Origin of the sequence: Paenibacillus sp. BC26, assembly GCF_900116125.1 — a bacterium.
Classification (GTDB): domain Bacteria; phylum Bacillota; class Bacilli; order Paenibacillales; family Paenibacillaceae; genus Paenibacillus_Z; species Paenibacillus_Z lignilyticus.
This window is the reverse complement of sequence record NZ_FPAD01000001.1, coordinates 2,374,811-2,392,840: the sequence shown is the minus strand read 5'-3', so window position 1 is coordinate 2,392,840 and position 18,030 is coordinate 2,374,811. Positions and strand designations below refer to the sequence as shown.

14 protein-coding genes are annotated in these 18,030 nt (G+C 47.5%); 12 read left to right on the top strand and 2 right to left on the bottom strand.

Annotated elements, in window-relative coordinates:
• Positions 1–6 precede the first annotated feature (6 nt).
• On the top strand, positions 7–3,774 hold the full coding sequence (locus tag BM412_RS10350) for an S-layer homology domain-containing protein (RefSeq protein ID WP_177245754.1): 3,768 nt from the start codon (positions 7–9) through the stop codon (positions 3,772–3,774).
• 41 nt (positions 3,775–3,815) lie between these two features.
• On the opposite strand, the gene BM412_RS10345 is transcribed toward BM412_RS10350, so the two are convergent.
• Entirely contained in the window at positions 3,816–4,670 is an 855-nt protein-coding gene (locus BM412_RS10345) for a LysR family transcriptional regulator (RefSeq protein ID WP_091217189.1), read from the bottom strand.
• Positions 4,671–4,822: 152 nt separating this feature from the next.
• Between BM412_RS10345 and selD the strand changes: the two genes are divergently transcribed.
• The 9 genes from selD to BM412_RS10300 all read left to right on the top strand — a co-directional run bounded on the left by selD (position 4,823) and on the right by BM412_RS10300 (position 14,526).
• The gene (gene selD / locus BM412_RS10340) at positions 4,823–5,872 is read left to right on the top strand and encodes a selenide, water dikinase SelD (protein ID WP_091217186.1); all 1,050 of its coding nucleotides are present in this window, start codon (positions 4,823–4,825) and stop codon (positions 5,870–5,872) included.
• Between the two features lie 14 nt (positions 5,873–5,886).
• A complete protein-coding gene (mnmH, locus tag BM412_RS10335) occupies positions 5,887–6,915 on the top strand; it encodes a tRNA 2-selenouridine(34) synthase MnmH (RefSeq protein ID WP_091217183.1) in 1,029 nt (342 codons plus the stop codon).
• A 226-nt stretch (positions 6,916–7,141) separates the two neighbouring features.
• On the top strand, positions 7,142–8,017 hold the full coding sequence (locus BM412_RS10330; protein WP_091217181.1) for a cation diffusion facilitator family transporter: 876 nt from the start codon (positions 7,142–7,144) through the stop codon (positions 8,015–8,017).
• A 155-nt stretch (positions 8,018–8,172) separates the two neighbouring features.
• On the top strand, positions 8,173–9,162 hold the full coding sequence (locus BM412_RS10325) for a serine hydrolase domain-containing protein (RefSeq protein ID WP_091217178.1): 990 nt from the start codon (positions 8,173–8,175) through the stop codon (positions 9,160–9,162).
• A gap of 131 nt (positions 9,163–9,293) precedes the next feature.
• Positions 9,294–10,301, top strand: a complete 1,008-nt coding sequence (locus tag BM412_RS10320; protein ID WP_256256228.1) for a phosphotransferase — start codon at positions 9,294–9,296, stop codon at positions 10,299–10,301.
• On the top strand, positions 10,298–10,789 hold the full coding sequence (locus BM412_RS10315; RefSeq protein WP_091217172.1) for a P-loop NTPase family protein: 492 nt from the start codon (positions 10,298–10,300) through the stop codon (positions 10,787–10,789). The genes BM412_RS10320 and BM412_RS10315 overlap by 4 nt, the downstream gene beginning before the upstream one ends.
• A 91-nt stretch (positions 10,790–10,880) precedes the next feature.
• Positions 10,881–12,278 carry a spore germination protein gene (locus tag BM412_RS10310; protein ID WP_091217169.1) on the top strand — a complete coding sequence of 466 codons (1,398 nt, stop codon included), beginning with the start codon at positions 10,881–10,883 and terminating at the stop codon, positions 12,276–12,278.
• Positions 12,278–13,432 carry a Ger(x)C family spore germination protein gene (locus tag BM412_RS10305; protein ID WP_091217167.1) on the top strand — a complete coding sequence of 385 codons (1,155 nt, stop codon included), beginning with the start codon at positions 12,278–12,280 and terminating at the stop codon, positions 13,430–13,432. Before BM412_RS10310 ends, BM412_RS10305 begins: the two co-directional genes overlap by 1 nt.
• On the top strand, positions 13,324–14,526 hold the full coding sequence (locus BM412_RS10300) for a GerAB/ArcD/ProY family transporter (protein WP_091217164.1): 1,203 nt from the start codon (positions 13,324–13,326) through the stop codon (positions 14,524–14,526). The genes BM412_RS10305 and BM412_RS10300 overlap by 109 nt, the downstream gene beginning before the upstream one ends.
• A 21-nt stretch (positions 14,527–14,547) precedes the next feature.
• On the opposite strand, the gene BM412_RS10295 is transcribed toward BM412_RS10300, so the two are convergent.
• A complete protein-coding gene (locus tag BM412_RS10295) occupies positions 14,548–16,509 on the bottom strand; it encodes a glycoside hydrolase family 127 protein (RefSeq protein WP_091217161.1) in 1,962 nt (653 codons plus the stop codon).
• A gap of 141 nt (positions 16,510–16,650) precedes the next feature.
• On the opposite strand from BM412_RS10295, the gene BM412_RS10290 reads away from it, so the two are divergent.
• Together BM412_RS10290 and BM412_RS10285 are read left to right on the top strand one after the other, a co-directional pair.
• Entirely contained in the window at positions 16,651–17,463 is an 813-nt protein-coding gene (locus BM412_RS10290) for a helix-turn-helix domain-containing protein (RefSeq protein WP_091217159.1), read from the top strand.
• An 11-nt stretch (positions 17,464–17,474) separates the two neighbouring features.
• Entirely contained in the window at positions 17,475–17,957 is a 483-nt protein-coding gene (locus BM412_RS10285) for a GNAT family N-acetyltransferase (RefSeq protein ID WP_091217157.1), read from the top strand.
• Positions 17,958–18,030 lie beyond the last annotated feature (73 nt).

Genomic DNA, 18,030 nt, shown 5'->3' with positions numbered 1-18,030 from the left:
TCATCCATGATGTTGCTCTTATCGATCACTGCAGGAATCGGTCCGGTGAAGACCGCTCAAGCCGCGGCAGCCTTCGACCTCGAAGAAACGATTGAGGCTGCATCGAGCTACTTCGAAAATAGTGCTAACGGTGTTGGCTCGGACTGGAGTGCGATCGGACTGATGAAAGCGGGTAAACAGATACCCGATACCTATGTTCAATCGTTAATTAATCGCGTTAAATATAGCAACGGCGAGTTTGATCGCGTCACTGAAATCGAACGCACCGTCATGGCCTTAACGGCTGCCGGTCAAGATGCAACCGATATTGCCGGCATTGATTTAATCGAGAAGCTTTATAATAGCGAAATCATGACAAGCCAAGGGATTAATGGACCGATATTCGCGTTAATCGCGTTGGATACCCTCCGCTATGAGGTTCAATCCGATGCAAGCTGGACAAGAGAAGCTATAATCGATGTCATTGCCGCTCGCCAAAATGCAGATGGGGGATTTTCACTCAGCGTCGGCAACAATAGTGACCCGGATATTACGGCAATGGCGTTAATCGCTCTTGCGCCTTACGGAGACAATCCAACCGTGAAGAGTATGGACTTGCTTGCGGATCTCACGCATTGGCTGTCTGTGAATCAATCGCCGGAAGGCGGATATGTCGTTACATATGGAAAAGGGATGCCTTGGGAAAGTAGCGTCGATTCCAGTGAAAGCGTCTCGCAGGCGATCATCGGTTTGACTGCGTCCGGGATCGATCCAACCGGTCCGGATTATACGAAGAATGGGATTACACTGATCGACAAGCTCATGCAATTCCGCTTGCCGGACGGAACGTTCTCACATACAGCTGACATGCTGATCTCAAACGGAATGGCTACGGAGCAAGCCTTGCAAGCATTAGATGCTTACAAGCTATTGCTAGAGGGAAAAGGCGAACGGTTATATGATTTCACCGGCACATTGCCCGGACTGAAGCCAATCCCGGCTGCGCCTGTTAAGATCCGAGTCGAAGGACCGGAACCTAATCAAACGTTTTCCGAGGGAACGGTAAACGCAGCTACCCCTTTAGAGGCGTTAAAATCATTGTCGACAGTAAGCGGCCTCGAGCTCGAAATTTCTTCAAAATGGGGCATGCTGGCGCTTGAGATTGAACGGATTGCATACGATCATTATAACGGCGACTACGGTAACTGGGATTTTGCGATTCATAGAGGCAATGATTGGTTGACGTCATCGGATGGCGCAATCGATCAGATTCCATTAAAGCCCTCGGACAAGCTTGTGATCTATTATAATAATTACGATACTGTGCCCATTGACTCGATCGAGGTGCTTCCTGAATCAGGTACATCTCTGAATGAAGAACATGCTTTCGACATCCGTGTCTATAAATTGAAAATGGACTACAGCACTTTTAAGCTAGTTCCGGTTTTGGCAGAGGGCGTATATGTCGACATCGTCCGCGATGGAGAAACGATCTCCACGCAGACGACCAATGCTGAAGGCACCGCAAGATTCGAAGGGGTATCTGCAGGAAGTTATACGGTATCCGTATCGAAATATATCACCGGCAGCGCTCCTGCGGTCGTACATACGACCATGCCGCTGGAAGTAAGAAGCGGAATACCGCCGATCGATCTGCCTTTACCAAGTGGGGATCAGCCAACGGTAACGATTCCGTCGGATGATCGCCCGTATATTATCGGCATAGCCGATGCGGATTCGCATAAGCAAATTGCCATCACGATTCCGGAAACCAATCAATCGCTGGTGATGTTGAACTTGCCACCAACTACTGACCTGCCTGCCATCGAGGCGAAGAAGGGAAGTTTAACCTTCAGTCTATCGCAAGGCACGCGGATCATTAGCGGCGACGGATCTTCCATAGAACTGTTAACTTCTAAGAATAAGTCGGATTCCGCGCTGGTCAGCCGCGTTAAAACCTTAATTCCGAGTGGCTCAGCGCTTGATCAGGTGAGCGAAGCGATTACGGTCGGAGGTGGAACCGGCAGAGTCGAGTTTAATTCGTTCTTAAAATTGACTTTCGCTGGATTCAAAGGCAACCAGGCTGCTTATATCGAGCACGGATCTCCTCATATGATCCAGCGATTCGGGAGCGATGCCGAGGGGCTGGCTAGCGGGAAAGACGAGTATGCCTACGACAGCGGCGATGATTTGATTGTAAAGACGAAGCATTTTACGGACTACATTGCCTTTACGACAAAAGCAGTAACAATTCCGTCGATCCCAACGCCTCGTGCTACTTTATCTGTAGATAAGCTCACTATCAACAAAGGTTACGTTCTGCAGAACACGAGCTTTGAACTGCAACCGGGCGATACCGCATGGAGCGTGCTCAAGCGATCGCTCGATGCTAAGGGAATCAGCTATAAAACGGAATATTATGCTTCGTTCGGTAGTGTTTATGTGCAAGCTATCGCTGGTGACGGAGAATTCGACCATGGAAGATATAGCGGTTGGATGTATAACGTGAACGGCCAATATCCTGGTTACGGCTCCAGCAGCTACACGTTGAAGGACGGCGATAAAGTCGAGTGGAGATATACGACTAATCTTGGTAAGGACTTAGGAGCGTCAAACAGCCAATGGCCGGATTTGTCGGAGGACACAACGACTATTGAAGTTTCCGCAAATAATCAGCAAGACCAGAGTATATCCATTACGCAAGCCATGAAGGACAAGGGGAAAGTGGCCATTCATATACCGGACATCTCGTCCAAAGTGTTTTTGGATTTGAATGAGGTGCGTAGCAGCAGTCCTTCGATCCTCGCGGAGAGAGGGGGCATTTCATTCACCATGGATAACGGAACCGCCATCCAATCCGGCAATGCGAAGTTTGAGTTATTATCGAAATACGCTGCGGATGATTCCGGCATGATTAAGCTTGTGAAAGACAGCCTTGCAAGTGGCAATAAGAAGCTGTCAGCTCTAAGTCATGGGATCGGAATGGGCGGTGACAAGGAGTCTTATGTATTCGATCGTCCGGTCACGATTATGGTTAAAGGTGGCAAAGATCAAACTGCCGGTTTCATCGAAAATAATACGTTTACGCCGATTACAAGTTACGATTCCGAAGAACAAGGGGCTAAGGCGACGAAAGATGATAAGAAGCTCACCTATGCTTTCGTTGCCGGAAATGATCTGGTTATCAAAACGAACCATTTTACCTCTTTCGTAACGTATTCTGTTGCAGACTCTGCTTCAAACGTGGATCTGAACAAGCAATATGCGGATGCGAAGCAAATTGCAACATGGGCAACCGGTTCCATTGAGGCGGCAACGAGCAAAGGCTTCGTGCAAGGCGTCTCAGGCAAGCTGAATCCGAAAACGAAGATAACAAGAGCTGAGTTTGCTAAACTCATGGTCGAAGTGCTAGGGGTGAAGCTGTCATCCGGTACAACAAGTAGCTTCACTGATGTTCCTCGGAACAAATGGTTTACAGCCTATATTAATACGGCATATGATGCAGGAATTATTGCGGGCTATGACAATCGGTTTCATCCGAATGAAACGATTACTCGTGAGCAGATGGCGGCTATGGTAGCGAGGGCTTTGAAACTTAAACCATCTTCATCGCCAGTGCCGTTCCTGGATCGAGATCTGGTATCCAAATGGGCGCAAGCTGACGTTCAGACCGTTATCGCGCTGCAAATCATGCAGGGATCCGATAACCGCTTTAACCCGGTTGATTCCGTTACACGCGAGATGGCTATAGTTGTCGCGATGCGAGCTTATACGTACATGCAAGACCACAATTGATCGTCAAAAATAAAGCAAGAGCGATTCGATCGCTCTTGCTTTTATTTTACACCGAGCAGTTCCAGTCCCAGCTGTACGCTTGGATTATCATGCTTCTCGGTAAGGAAGCTGGCATAAGCTTGTATCTTATTGATTTCCGGCATCGGGAAATCGCATTCCACCAAGAATAGCTTCTGCTCATCCAGGAAGGACCGGGCAGCTGATTTCGTTAGAAATCCGAAAGCCTCTCCGCGCATAATCAGCGTCATAATGATACCTGAATGGTCGATTTGCATCGTCGGAATGTATCCCGGTCCAACCATCTCCGAGAACCATTCCGGGAAAGAAAAGCCGACGTGGATATACCGCTGGGAGAAGAAATCCAATCTGCTGACCCGAAGATTCTTCTGCGCAGAGACTAGTACGAATTCATCCTCGAACAAGAGCATTTTCGACACCTTGGGATGATCCGGCGGATCGTAGCGAACTGCGATGTGAACCGTACCATCCAGCAGCAAATCTCGCACCATATAGCTGGAGTCGATATAACTGAATATTTTGAGGGCCGTATCCGGATGATTTCGTCTAAAAGCCAGAATGTCATCTAAGTAGCGATAATGCCATACGGCGCCGGGACCGCTAATGACGATATAATTCTCGAACTGTTCCGAAACCGTGAGCTTACTTTCCTCGAATAAACGCAGCATGCGTTCGGCATAGGGGAGGAAAGCCATTCCGGCTTGCGTCAAGCTGACATTGCGATTATCCCGCATGAATAACGTTTTCCCAATCGTAATTTCCAACGCTTTGATTCGCGCCGTAACGGCCGACTGCGAGATATGCAGGAACTCGGCGGCTTTCGTGAAATTCAGCGATTGATAAACGGCGATAAAGGCCTCCAATTGTGAAATGTCCACCCTGCACCTCATTGATTAATGACATTAATTATTAAGGTTTGTAGAATCGTTAACCAGATTATACGATAAACGCGCTGTTTTGCTAATAGTTGCATTTTGAACTTATGCCGAGTACGATTTAAGTTATGCGAAGAAAGGATCGTGACAACACTATGAATAACTTCGAGAATATCAAATTAACTTCACTCTCCAGTAAAGGAGGCTGCGGCTGCAAAATAGGGCCTTCGGATCTGTCGGAGGTGCTGCGTAATCTTCCTGCTGCCGAGCCGAATCCCAATCTGCTGGTAGGTTTAGATACGAGTGATGATGCCGGTGTATTTCGTTTGAGCAATGAGCTGGCACTGGTGCAAACGCTTGATTTCTTCACTCCGATTGTGGACGATCCCTATGATTTCGGACAAATTGCTGCGGCCAACGCGATCAGTGATATTTATGCGATGGGCGGAAAACCATTAACGGTATTAAATATCGTTGCTTTTCCGATATCTACATTGGACAAACGTATTCTCTCCGAAATCTTGCGGGGAGCAGCGGATAAGGTGCAGGAAGCAGGAGCAACGCTCGTCGGCGGGCATTCCATTGATGACAAAGAGCCAAAATTCGGGCTTGCGGTCACAGGTCTCGTGCATCCAGACAAGGTACGTACCAATGCCGGCGCGAAACCGGGAGATCGATTGATACTCACGAAGCCCATTGGAGTTGGAATCTTAACTACCTCGATAAAGAAGGATCAGCTATCGACCGAAGAGACGAAACGATTGACCGCAGTTATGGCTACTTTGAATAAAACAGCAGCAGAGATAATGGAGCCTTATCCGGTACATGCGTGTACGGATGTAACAGGATTTGGATTAATCGGCCATGCACTGGAGTTGGCTAAAGGCAGCAAAATGACTGTTAAACTTCACCACGGGGACGTTCCCCTGCTGCCGAGAGTTCGAGAGCTCGCGGATAAAGGATTTGTACCTGGCGGCACGAAGAATAACTATGCTCATGTACGGGATGATGTCTCATTCCCGGATGAGCTGGATCAGATCGGTCGTTGGATACTTTGCGACGCGGTTACTTCAGGAGGGCTGTTAATTTCTGTTGCCGGTGACCAAGCGGAAGCACTCTTAGAGGAACTGCTTCAAGCTGGGGTAGAGGCGAGTATGATCGGTGAGATTACGGATGAGAGACCAGGACATATTATTGTAGATTAGAAGGGGAAGCCGATATGTTTCAAGACCTAAAGCTCCATGCATTACTCGACTTGCGACAGCAGAAGAAAGTGGTAACGATTGATGTAAGATCGCCTACCGAGTTTGAGGAAGCCACCATTCCCGGTAGCTTGAATATCCCTTTCTTCGATGATAACGAGCGAGCAGAGATCGGCACCATCTACAAGCAAGTTAGCATCCAAGCGGCAAAAGAACGAGGACTGGAGATTTTCTCCGCAAAGCTGCCTTCTTTTATTAAACAATTCTCCCAGATCCCCGGCAAAAAGGCTGTTTTCTGCTGGAGAGGGGGGATGCGAAGTAAAACTACCGCCACGGTCTTGTCCTTAATGGACATACATGTAAGCAGGTTGGAGGGCGGATACCGCGCGTTTCGCCAAGGTGTGGTGCAAGCGCTTGATGAGCTAACAGTGTTACCTCCTGCTTATGTGCTTCATGGGAATACAGGTAGCGGGAAAACAGCTATTCTGCGTCGACTCCAACAATTAGGGTATCCCGTGCTGAATTTCGAGGAGCTGGCTGGGCATCGGGGGTCCGTATTCGGCAATATTGGGGTGAAGTCACATAACCAGAAGAAATTCGATGCTTCTCTAGTCGATGAACTACTGGGTATTCAGAAAGAGCCATATCTGATCTTCGAGGCGGAGAGTAAACGAATCGGTAAAGTCGTCATCCCCGATCAGCTACTGCAGATGAAAGAGGATGGGCATCAAATATGGCTGGAGGTCCCGCTCGAAACGCGTGTTCAGCATATATTGGAGGATTACCGTCCTTGGGAGCATCAAGAAGCTTGCTTGAAGTCGTTCCTTCAAATCAAATCACGCATTCATACTCCGGTTGCGGCTGAGATTGAACAGTGCTTGAAGGAAGAGAAGTATGAGCGTGCCGTGGAATTGCTGCTTGTCTATTACTATGATCAACGCTATGCTCATACGGCATCGGGATATAGCTCGGAGAACAAGACAGTTATTGCAGCGCAATCTACCGAAGAGGCAGTTGAGGCAATCAAGCAATTGTTACCTTCATAGCAGCCAACCCATTCGGCAGAAAAATTTAATAATTAATCAGTAAATAAATCCGTTAACATTAGCGGATTTATTTTTTTTGCCTTTGGACGAACATTTTTCGCGAGGGCAACTCTATTTACTCGTCCCACTTTTTTGAGCCGCATGACAAAACGTTTCTCTAGACCCACATCGTGGTTGGCTGTTACGATAAGTCGACAAAGCATTCGAGAAAGGGATTATTGCCGTAATGGAACAGCTAAAGTACGATCAATTGAAAATCGGAGAACGCGGTGCACTTATAAGCATAATCGCGTATATCATTTTATCTTCATTAAAGCTTGTGATCGGTTATTGGACCGGATCTGAAGCGTTGCAGGCGGACGGTTTGAACAATGCAACGGACATCGCGGCTTCAATCGCCGTACTTATTGGACTGCGGCTTGCACGCAAACCGGCTGATGATGATCATCCTTATGGCCACTGGAAATCAGAAACGATCTCTTCCATGCTCGCATCCTTTATTATGATGGTTGTCGGTTTGCAGGTTCTGTATCAATCCATAACGTCGATCTTTCAAGGCGGAGAGAAGTCCCCGGACCTGCTGGCGGCATGGGTAGGCATTTTCTCGGCGGTCGTCATGTATGGCGTGTATCGATATAACAAGAAATTGGCAACGCAAATAAACAGTCAAGCTGTTATGGCCGCCGCCAAAGATAATCTTTCGGATGCTTTCGTAAGCATTGGCACAGTCGTTGGCATCATCGGATCTCAATTTCATTTGGCGTGGCTGGACCCGCTTACCGCGATCATCGTAGGCATAATCATCTGTAAAACAGCATGGGAGATTTTCCGGGAAGCCTCACATCATCTCTCTGATGGGTTCAACGAAGAGACGATCCTCTCGTTTAAAGAAATTGTCATGAAGGTACAAGGCGTTGAGGACGTTCGGGATATTCGAGCCAGAAATTACGGCAGCAACGCAGTAGTTGACGTGACCTTGTTAATTAAGGCGGATATGGAGTTTCAAGAAGCTCATAATGTCGCGACACGCGTAGAGACGGAGTTGAAAAATTCATCGAACGACGTTTACGAAGTTCATGTGCATTACGAACCGATTGAATAAGCAGCAAGTAACACTTAACCCGCAGCCGATTGCTGCGGGTTTCTTTATTTCGCCAATTGGAAGATAGATGCAGCTTCCTAAAAGGTGATTATCACCTGAATGTAGAATTTTGTACATTCATGTAGAGGACTCTGAAGTGAAAGGTGTGGGTGTACATGGACGGAATGAAAACATACAGCGCTTTCTATGAGCTTAATCAATACATGCTGGATATTCGAAATCAAATTTCAGCCTCAGCGGTATCGGTAGTCGTGATCCACAATGAACAGATCGTAAGCGAATATTATTCAGGTCATCATGATAAATTGCCGAACAGTCGAGCGATCGATGAACAATCTCAATTCAACGTAGCATCCATTCGCAAAACGTACCTTGGACTCGCCATTAGTCTGGCCATGTATGAAGGGAAGATTAATAGCGTTAATGATTATGTGTCCGACTATCTGGATGATCTGGACGAGAGCGTAATCAGTCATACAACGATACGGCATCTATTAACCCATACGCACGGCTTACAAGGCCCTATGAAAAGGCTGTTCCCACCGGGAACGGACTGGAAATACAACAACGCCGGCGTGAATTTGCTTATTCGGATTGTTCAGAAGGTCTTTAATCAGCCACTTGCAGAAGTATTACACGAACGCGTATTTGAGCCACATGGATTCAAAGCGACTGGTTGGAGAAAAGAAAAGCATGATAAATTGGTATGGCTTGACGAGGAGTATGTAAGCGATCGAGGCGGCGAGGCGAATCTATTCGTAAGCTCAAGAGAGCTGGCCTACTGGGGACAGCTGCATTTGTCTAAAGGCAAGTATAAAGGGAAGCAAATCCTGCCTGCTGCACTGTTTGAACAAGTTGTTACCATCGCAACGCCGAGCCGCCTTGATGAATCATTACCTCGGCATGGTTTCTTCTGGTGGATACAGGACAAGTCCCGTCCTTTATCGGAGCTTGGGCATGAGCTTCCGAACGGTTCCTACCAGTCGCTTGGATTCTATGGGAATGCGGTATTGGTCATCCCCGCATATAACGCTGTGGCAGTTCGAATGCTTAACCAACTGGAGCCGAATCCACCGGGATATGATTATCTGCGGGATATTCAAGGCTTTGGTAATCTGGTCGCGAAATGTTTAGGTGAGCTATGAATACACAACCTATTCTAGGAAGTATCGACGCAGATCGAGTTCGGCTTATTTCAAACCTCAGTTTACAATTGGATAATGGCTCCCTATTAGAATGGCATTGTGAAACAATCAAAGCAGCCAGGCCTAATTTCGTGACCGGCGGCGTATATCGGATTTGGGGAAGTACGCGTGTTGATGGTAGAATCGACCGATCCAGGTCGTGGTCACTCATTATTAAAATCATCCTCGCTGACCCTAATCGAGATGATCCGACGCATTACAATTATTGGCGGCGTGAGATTGAAGCTTATAAGTCAGGTTATTTACGCCATTTACCCGCAGGGATGAAGGCACCGGAATGTTACGCGATCGACGAAAATGACGATGGCTCCGTATGGCTCTGGCTGGAGGATATGACTCACGAGTCTCGAGAATGGCAGTGGGACGACTATGCATACGCCGCCACGAAGCTGGGAGAGTTTCAAGGCGCCTATTTAGTCGGTGGTCCGATACCGGATTTACGATGGGCGAATCGACAATGGATGCGATCATGGATCCATGAATGTCAGACCTATCGGACCCTGTCATCAACCGATGTAGCTTCCGATTCAAATCCAAGATTGGAAGCTATCATCGATCGCTTCAATCAATGTGAACTGCTAATCCAAGATTGGCTGGTAGAGCTGGAGCGATTACCGAGAACGATTGCCCATCAAGATTTCTACGAACTAAACATTATGTTGGATAACGCATATACCCGAGATCGGAAGCTTGCGGTAATTGATTGGCAGTTTGCCAGCATATCCGGGATAGGAGAGGATCTGGGGCGTTTCTTAGGATTGTCACTGAGCCGCGGGAATGTACCAGCAGACCAATTTCACGACTATAAAGAACTGCTTATAACCTCTTATATGGAAGGATTGGGACGAGCTGGTTGGCATGGCGACGAGTCCCTTCCTCGATTCGGTTATTTGGCAGCCTTTGCTTTACGTTCCGTTTGGGAAGTACCGAAGCTACTGCGCAAAATGGAACAAGATGCAAAATCAGAAGCTTGTCAACGATTGCTGCTCCTTACAGAACTACAGATGGAAGCGGCGAACGAAGCGGAACGCCTGAGACCGCTGGGATTCATTCCCGGGAAGAATCAGGTGAGAGTATGAAGAAGATTTTCATCGTGGGCATTGTAGCCAGCGGTAAAACAACTTTAGCCAAACGATTATCCCGTACAATGAATCTCCCTTGGTATGAACTGGATTCGATCGTTCATCCTGAGACACCCGAAGGCCGAGCGAAACGAACACCGACTGAACAGCTTGAAGTGATTATGGATATTGATCGAGAAGGAATGTGGATCTTCGAAGGTACGGACCGTGAATCGTATCAATGTTTATATGAGATGGCAGACATCATTCTATTTGTGGATACACCGCTATGGAAGCGTAGAATTCGTATAGTTACCCGGTTTCTTAAGCAAAATCTCGGTATCGAAAGCTGTAACTACAAACCGAATCTGAAGATGTTGCAAATGATGTTTAAATGGACAAAGGACTTTGAACGGAACAGAAGCCGATTCGAAGCCAAGCTCCGAATGTATCCAGATAAACTGATCCGACTGCATGATAATAATGACAAAGAAGTCCTGTTCTGATGGATGAGCAGGGCTTCTTTTCTTTTCTTGAATAAGGAAATCCAAATGCTCACATGATAAAACCGAGTTGTTGGAAGGAGGTGGAAATGGAATGGAGCGAGGCGGCTTACCAGTCACTGTGAACGAAAGCTTGAAAATGAATCACGATGCGTTACTCCATATATTGGATAATTGTTCGGATATTGTATATCGGCCTTTAAAGCTATCGGATCAATCCGAAATTCTACTCGTTTATGTCGACGGGATGACAGATTCAACTAGATTGGAACAAATTATTTCGGCATGCATGATAAGCGGAGATATCGAACGGCTGACACAGTATACGATTGTGATTCAATTATCGGAAATCGTAGCCAAAGTGTTGAAAGGATGCACGGCCATATTTATTGATGGCAAGCCTTTTGCTTTTATGGCAGAATTGGCCGCGTACAAACAGCGCGCCATTGACGAGCCGTCAAATGAAGCCTCCATTCGAGGTCCTCGTGAAGGATTTACCGAGGATCTCAGGACGAATTTGAGCATGATTCGAAGAAAAATAAGTCACCCGACTTTAAAGTTTGAGATGCATCAAGCAGGCGAACTAACCAATACGGATTTTGTCGTTGCATATATCGAAGAGAAGGTCAAGCCAGAGCTGCTGCAAGAGGTCAGAAACAGACTTCAAGCGATTCGCACGAATCAATTGCTCGACTCCGGATACATTGAAGAATTTATCGAAGACAGGTCCTTATCCCTTTTTCCGCAAATCCAAAATACAGAACGTCCGGACACCGTGTCCTCAAGTTTATTGTCAGGCAGAGTAGCCATTATCGTGGACGGATCTCCGAACGCATTGCTGCTGCCGATGACTTTCTGGTCAGGCTTTCAAGCAGCGGAAGACCATTATGAACGGTTCATCTACGTCTCTGCGGTAAGAATTTTACGACTCTTGCTGGCCATGTTGTCTTGTTTGCTTCCTTCCGTATACGTTGCGCTTACGACGTTCCATCCCCAGATGATTCCGCTTGCCGTGATGCTGAGCATTTCCGCTTCCAGAGAAGGAATTCCGTTTCCGACCGTAATCGAAACCTTGTTAATGGAATTGATGTTCGAAGGATTGCGGGAAGCCGGTCTGCGGCTACCTAAAGCCATCGGTTCAGCTGTGAGTATTGTAGGCGCGTTGGTTATCGGAGAAGCAGCCGTCCAAGCGGGCTTTATATCGGCTCCAATTGTTATGATCGTAGCAGGTACCGGAATCGCTTCCTTTGCTTTCCCCAGCTATAGTTTGGCTTTGCCGTTTCGCTTGCTTCGGTTTCCGCTTCTAATCGTAGGCGGATTCCTGGGTCTGTATGGTGTGGCTATTGGCGTCATATTTATCATGATCCATCTTGTAACCCTGAAGTCATTCGGGGTCCCTTACTTAAAACCTGTATCGCCTATCGGAAAAAGTATATGGAAGGACACGCTAATACGATTGAATAAACGATTCGTACCGGCGCAACGAAAATAATGAGGAAAATAGGTTTATTGTCTTTGCTGCTGGCGACCATTCTCATCTCCGGATGTTGGGATCGGAATGAAATTAACGAATATGCCTTCTGGATCGGAACCGCTCTGGATTTAACGGAGGAGGGGGTCCTGCAAAAAAGTGCTCAGATCGCGGTTCCCGCTGAATTCAAGGGGAGAGGGGGCGGCAGCCAGCATCGGGCAAATATTGTTCTGACAACGACGGGTTCTTCGATCGTGGATTTGGAACAACAAATTCAAGACAAGCTGCCCCGTAAAGTTTTTCTGGGACATCGCAGGTCGATTTTCATCGGAGAGAAGCTTGCGCGTAAAGGGATAATTGATATCATGGATCAATTTACGCGAAATACCGATACGCGCATGCGCACGGATATTTTTGTTGTCAATCACGGAAAAGGGAGCGATGTATTGAAAATCAACAGTCCCTTTAATCAGTTTTCAGCGATTGTAGCCGTGGATCAAGACCGGTATTGCCGTTTAGGAGACTCTGCGTTACGCGATGTCTTACTTGATGTAGGACGTGACGGAATCCGTCCCGCCATGCCGATGGTAGAGACATCGCCGAATAATGAGCTGGAGAAAGATAAAATCATCGAGGTGAAATCCGTTGCCATCTTTAATCGTCGTTTGCAGATGGTAGGAGAAGTGTCGGGTAGAGAATCGCTGGAGTTGTTCTGGGTGAAAGGCGTATTGAAAAATCAATTTATTTCGCTCGAAACGGGGGAAGGAAGCGTATCTTTATTCGAAACCAACTTAAGGAAAACCGTTCGTACCGAATTCGAAGGAAATAAACTTAAAGTGTACGTGAAGCTGGAAGGGACCGGAAGAATCCTTGAAAACAACACGAATATCGACATTTCGGTAACCTCGGAACGTGTTCCGTTAGAGCGTAAATTAAATGAAATGAAAGCCAAGCAAGTTGAGGCAACCATTAAGAAAGTGCAGCAACAGTTCGGACAAGACGTGTTTGGCTTCGGAGAAGAGGTTCACAGAGAACACCCTTACCGGTGGAAAGAAATCAAGAACAGATGGGATCAATTGTTCCCTGCAGCGGAGGTATCGGTTACTGTGAAATTGAAAATCCAGAATACGGGGGCAATAGGAAGACGAGTCCCGGGAATAGGAGACAGAAAGTGAAGATTTCTCCTTGGCAGTTGTTTTGGATGTTCACCACTTTAGAAATCTCAATGAGTATCTGGCTCACGGTGTCTCCTTCCATCGAGATTGCCAGACAGGACGCTTGGATATCGCTGGTAGTGGCTGGGGTCATCGGATTATTCGTGACCCTGATTTGTATTCGAGTTTCGCAAAGGCATTCTTCGCATACCTTGGTGGAGTTTGCCCAAAAGCTGTTTGGCAAGTGGATCGGAAAGCTAATTGCTGTATTGTATATTTTGATGTGGTTTTCCGTTTCGTCCGATATCTTGCGTATTTTTTCATTGTTTATCAAGCAGTTTTTATTTCACAATACGCCGATTTGGGTTATCGCATCGCTAATGGTCGCGGCTATGATATATATTAATTACGCCGGCAGCATCGAAGCGATCGCTCGTTTTAGCGAAATGGCCGGACCGTTGCTTCTGGTCGGCATACTCATTACATTCGGATTAAACTTAACGAATCTGCATCCGTCGCTTATATTACCGATCTACGCAGATACCGGGATACAGGCCATATTGAAGGGGTCTTTTGTAAACGCGTCATTTCTGGGTGAATCTATGATGATCATGATGTTAACGCCTTTTATCGCAAACTCGCAAAAAATGGTTAAACCAACGCTGCTTGCGATTCTCGTTCCATCCGTGATCGCCGTAATGACAGCCATTATGGTCATCATGACGTTCGGTGCCAATATCGGTTCAACCTTAATCTTCCCGTATTTCAGCATGGTCCGATTTATTAATTATCTGGAGTTTGTTCAAAATATGGATGTTTGGATCATGTTCATCTGGATCTTCAGCGTCTTCGTGAAGTTGGCGATATATTTATTCATTAACAGTTATGGAACCGCGCAGCTGCTCGGCATCAAGAACTGGCGGAACGTAATCCTATTTGCTGCTATTCTCATATTCACGATCTCACTCGTGCCTGCAAACATTGTAGGGATGCTGGATTATGCGAAATACGTTTGGATCTTATATGTTTTTCCCATATTTATCGTAGGTTTGCCGCTAATCTTTTTGCTCGTTAGCCTAGTCAGAGGTCAATCGCTCGCACAGGAACCGAAATAAAAAAAGCCGCGTAATCGCGGCTTATTCACGAATCCAAACCAGCATTTCCCCCGGCTTGCGATTCCCCCACTGCGTATAAGGAACCGCATAGATACTCTGTTTCTCAAGCTTCAGTGATGAGGTCCTGTAAAGCGATGCGTTCGCAGGGTCCGAATCTTCTTGGCGATACCCCTCGGCATGGAGCGCAACGGAATTCCCATTATGGACGAGACGAATGTCAGCGTCTGCCGGAAGAATAAGATTCGGCAGGGCAGCACCATTGTCCATCTCCTCAAAACAATATACGAGAGGTCCTCTCTGTAAAGCTACTCGGCCGGCATTAGCGCGAACGTTAGGGTGGGCATAGATGCGCTTAGGTTCCATGTCGAAATCTAGGGAGATGACATCGCCTTCTTGCCAGTCACGAGTGAAGTAGGCGTAGCCTTGACGGATTTCAGGTTCCACGGGACTGCCGTTCAAGGAGAAAGCGGTTTGGTCTGACCATGACGGAATGCGCATCGCTATGGTGAAGACACCATTGCCAGCCGCTGTTGCAACCCGAAGACGAACATGGCCGTTCCAAGGTAAGCCGCTCTCGAGTTTAAGGCCGACATTGCGTCCGGCTAGCGTTAGATTCGTCGTATCTGTACCGATATACAGATGGGTGAAGAGTACATCCGGACCGGAAGTAAAGACGTACTGCCCGAGTGAAGAGAGAAGGCGCGATATATTCGGCGGGCAGCAGGCGCAAGCAAACCATTTTTGCCGGACGGACTTAATGTGATGTTTGCCTGGATTGCCTCTTCCTGCAGCAGGAAACACTTCGAGTGGATTGACGTAGAAAAAGCTCTTCCCGTCATTAGCCAGCGCTGCCGTCACCGTATTATAGAGTGCTCGTTCCATCACATCGCCGTATTCGCCGCTTGGTTCCAACTGCAGCATTCGCCTTGCGAAGAAGATCAGTCCGATCGATGCGCAGGTTTCGGAATAGTTCGTGTCATTGGGCAAGTCGTAGTCGAACGTGAACGCTTCGCCGTGATGCGTTGAACCGATACTTCCGGTTATATACATTTGCTTGTGCACTACATTGCTCCATAGCCGCTTACATGCAGCCAATAAACTTTCATCCCCCAGATGAAGAGCAAGATCGGCCATTGCGGTGTACATATAGACCGCTCTAACCGCATGACCTGTTGCTGCTTCTTGTTCGCGTACCGGCTTATGAGCTTGCAGATACCGCAGATCCTGATGGTTGTTCTGCACAACTCCGGGCGACCAATAGCTGATTCGACCGCGTTTCTCCCATTCCTCTACCAAGTAATTCGGCTGTTGCCCACGCTCTTCAATGAGGAAGCTGGCCAGCTTCAAATACTTCTCTTCTCTGGTCACTTCATAAAGCTTGACGAGCGCCAGTTCGATCTCCTGATGTCCATCATATCCGCGCAGCTGACCCGGAGCATCTCCGAATCGTGCATCGATATGATCGGCCAATCGCTTGGCTACGCTTAGCAGGGTGGCCTTGCCGGTTCCTTGATAATAGGCTACGGCTGCTTCGATAAGATGGCCGGCCGTGTACATTTCATGGCAGTCCATCAAATTGGTCCAACGTTTACCCGGTTCCGCAATCGCGAAATAAGTATTCAAATAACCGTCCTCCAGCTGGGCGGAGGCAATCAGATTAATCGCTTCGTCGGCAATCAGCTCCAAATCTGCATCCGGTATAACCGCAAGGGAGTATCCGACAGCTTCCAGCCATTTGTAGAGATCCGTATCTTGAAAAACAAAACCTCCGAAATTGCCTTCTTCCAGGCCGGCGGCTATACGGAAATTACGCATGACATAGCTGGGCTCCGCTGATTCAACGCGGTCATTCATCGCTTCCCATTGATAGGGAATGACCGTTTCTCGGATGAGATTTACGTAAGTGGACCAATAATGATCTTGGATATGAACGGCAAGAAGATCGAGTGGGGATGAAGAGGCATGACTATGCTCGGTATTCATAGGTGGTTTCGCTCCTTTAGTTGAACTTGCAAATCTATCATAATGGAAGAGGGAATTGGCTGTCGGTAGACGAACTAGTAGATTAGGTGTCAAAAACTGACTTCATTTCAATGAACTCGGCAAGAGAGGAGTTGCTGCCGATTGCTTCCGCTTTATTTACATGAACCTTATCGTCTGGTCATGGGCGGTCAGTTTATGTCCGATGAAACATGGTCTCATATGGATCGAACGATATATGATTATGAACTGATTATTGGCGTTTCCGGAGTGGTGTTCATGGAAGCCGATGGTCTGATGTATGAGGTGAAAGCAGGGGATATCCTATTCCTGATGCCCGGAGAGCGACATCGCGGGTACCGGCTGTCTTCGCCGGGGGTGTCTTTCTATTGGTTTCATTTTCATCTGCCTGAAACGCTGGGGACGGAACCGTTACGTTCAGTACCTCGTTATGCGGAATGCTCGAATCAAAGCCGGGTCCATATATTAGCCCGGCAATTACTTCATGCGGCCAATGGCGGCTACCGGATTCCGCGAGCGGGGGACTATTTTCTGACCTGTCTGCTGATTGAATTGGCGGAGCAGCTAGAGCATTCGAATGAGCTGGAAGCGATGGACCCGAGGCTGCCGCAATTGCTGGAGTGGACGCGACTTCACGCGTTGGAACGCGATATTTCCGTTGAGCGGATTGCAGCCCATCTGGGCTATAACAAAGATTATCTCTCTCGGATGTTCAAGCAGCGATTCGGTTCCGGTCTGCTTACCTATATCCACCACATCAAGCTGGAGGCAGCGAAGGAGATTCTCGCAGACTCGAAGCTGCACATCAAAGAAGTGGCTGTACAGGTAGGCATCCATGACGACAAACAGTTTGCCAAATGGTTCAAACGATTATCCGGCGTGACGCCGACGGCTTATCGGGAAGCTTTTGCGCGGACGCGGTTAAATAAGCCATAAAGGGTGATTAGATGATTACAGTGAGACCTATGGAGCAGGAAGATTTTGATTTTCTGATGGATATGCATTATGAATCGATTCATATTCCGGAAGGCAAGCCGCCTAAACAGGAGCTTCTGAATGCCCCTGCCATCAAGAAATACAGCGAGGGGTGGGGCCGAAGAGGAGATCGTGCTTTAATCGCATGGGACGACGATACGAAAGCAGTCGGCGCAGTTTGGTTTCGCTTATTCGATGAAACGGACAAAGGCTACGGATTCGTTGATTGTGATACACCGGAATTAGGAATCGCAGTATTGCCTGATGTCAGAGGACAAGGCATGGGGAACCGGCTAATGAACGAGATCATGCTGCTAGCTAAACTTGACGGGTATAAGTCTCTTTCCTTAAGCGTCGACCCAGACAATCAAGCAGCGGTTCGTATGTATAAGAAGCTTGGATTCGCGTATTGGGGGATGTGTGGGACTTCTTGGACGATGCAGGTAACTTTGTAGGAATTCATGGCGATACAATAAAAGAGGTTGCCGAATGAATCGGCAACCTCAGGATACTCGAGAAAGTTTGGAT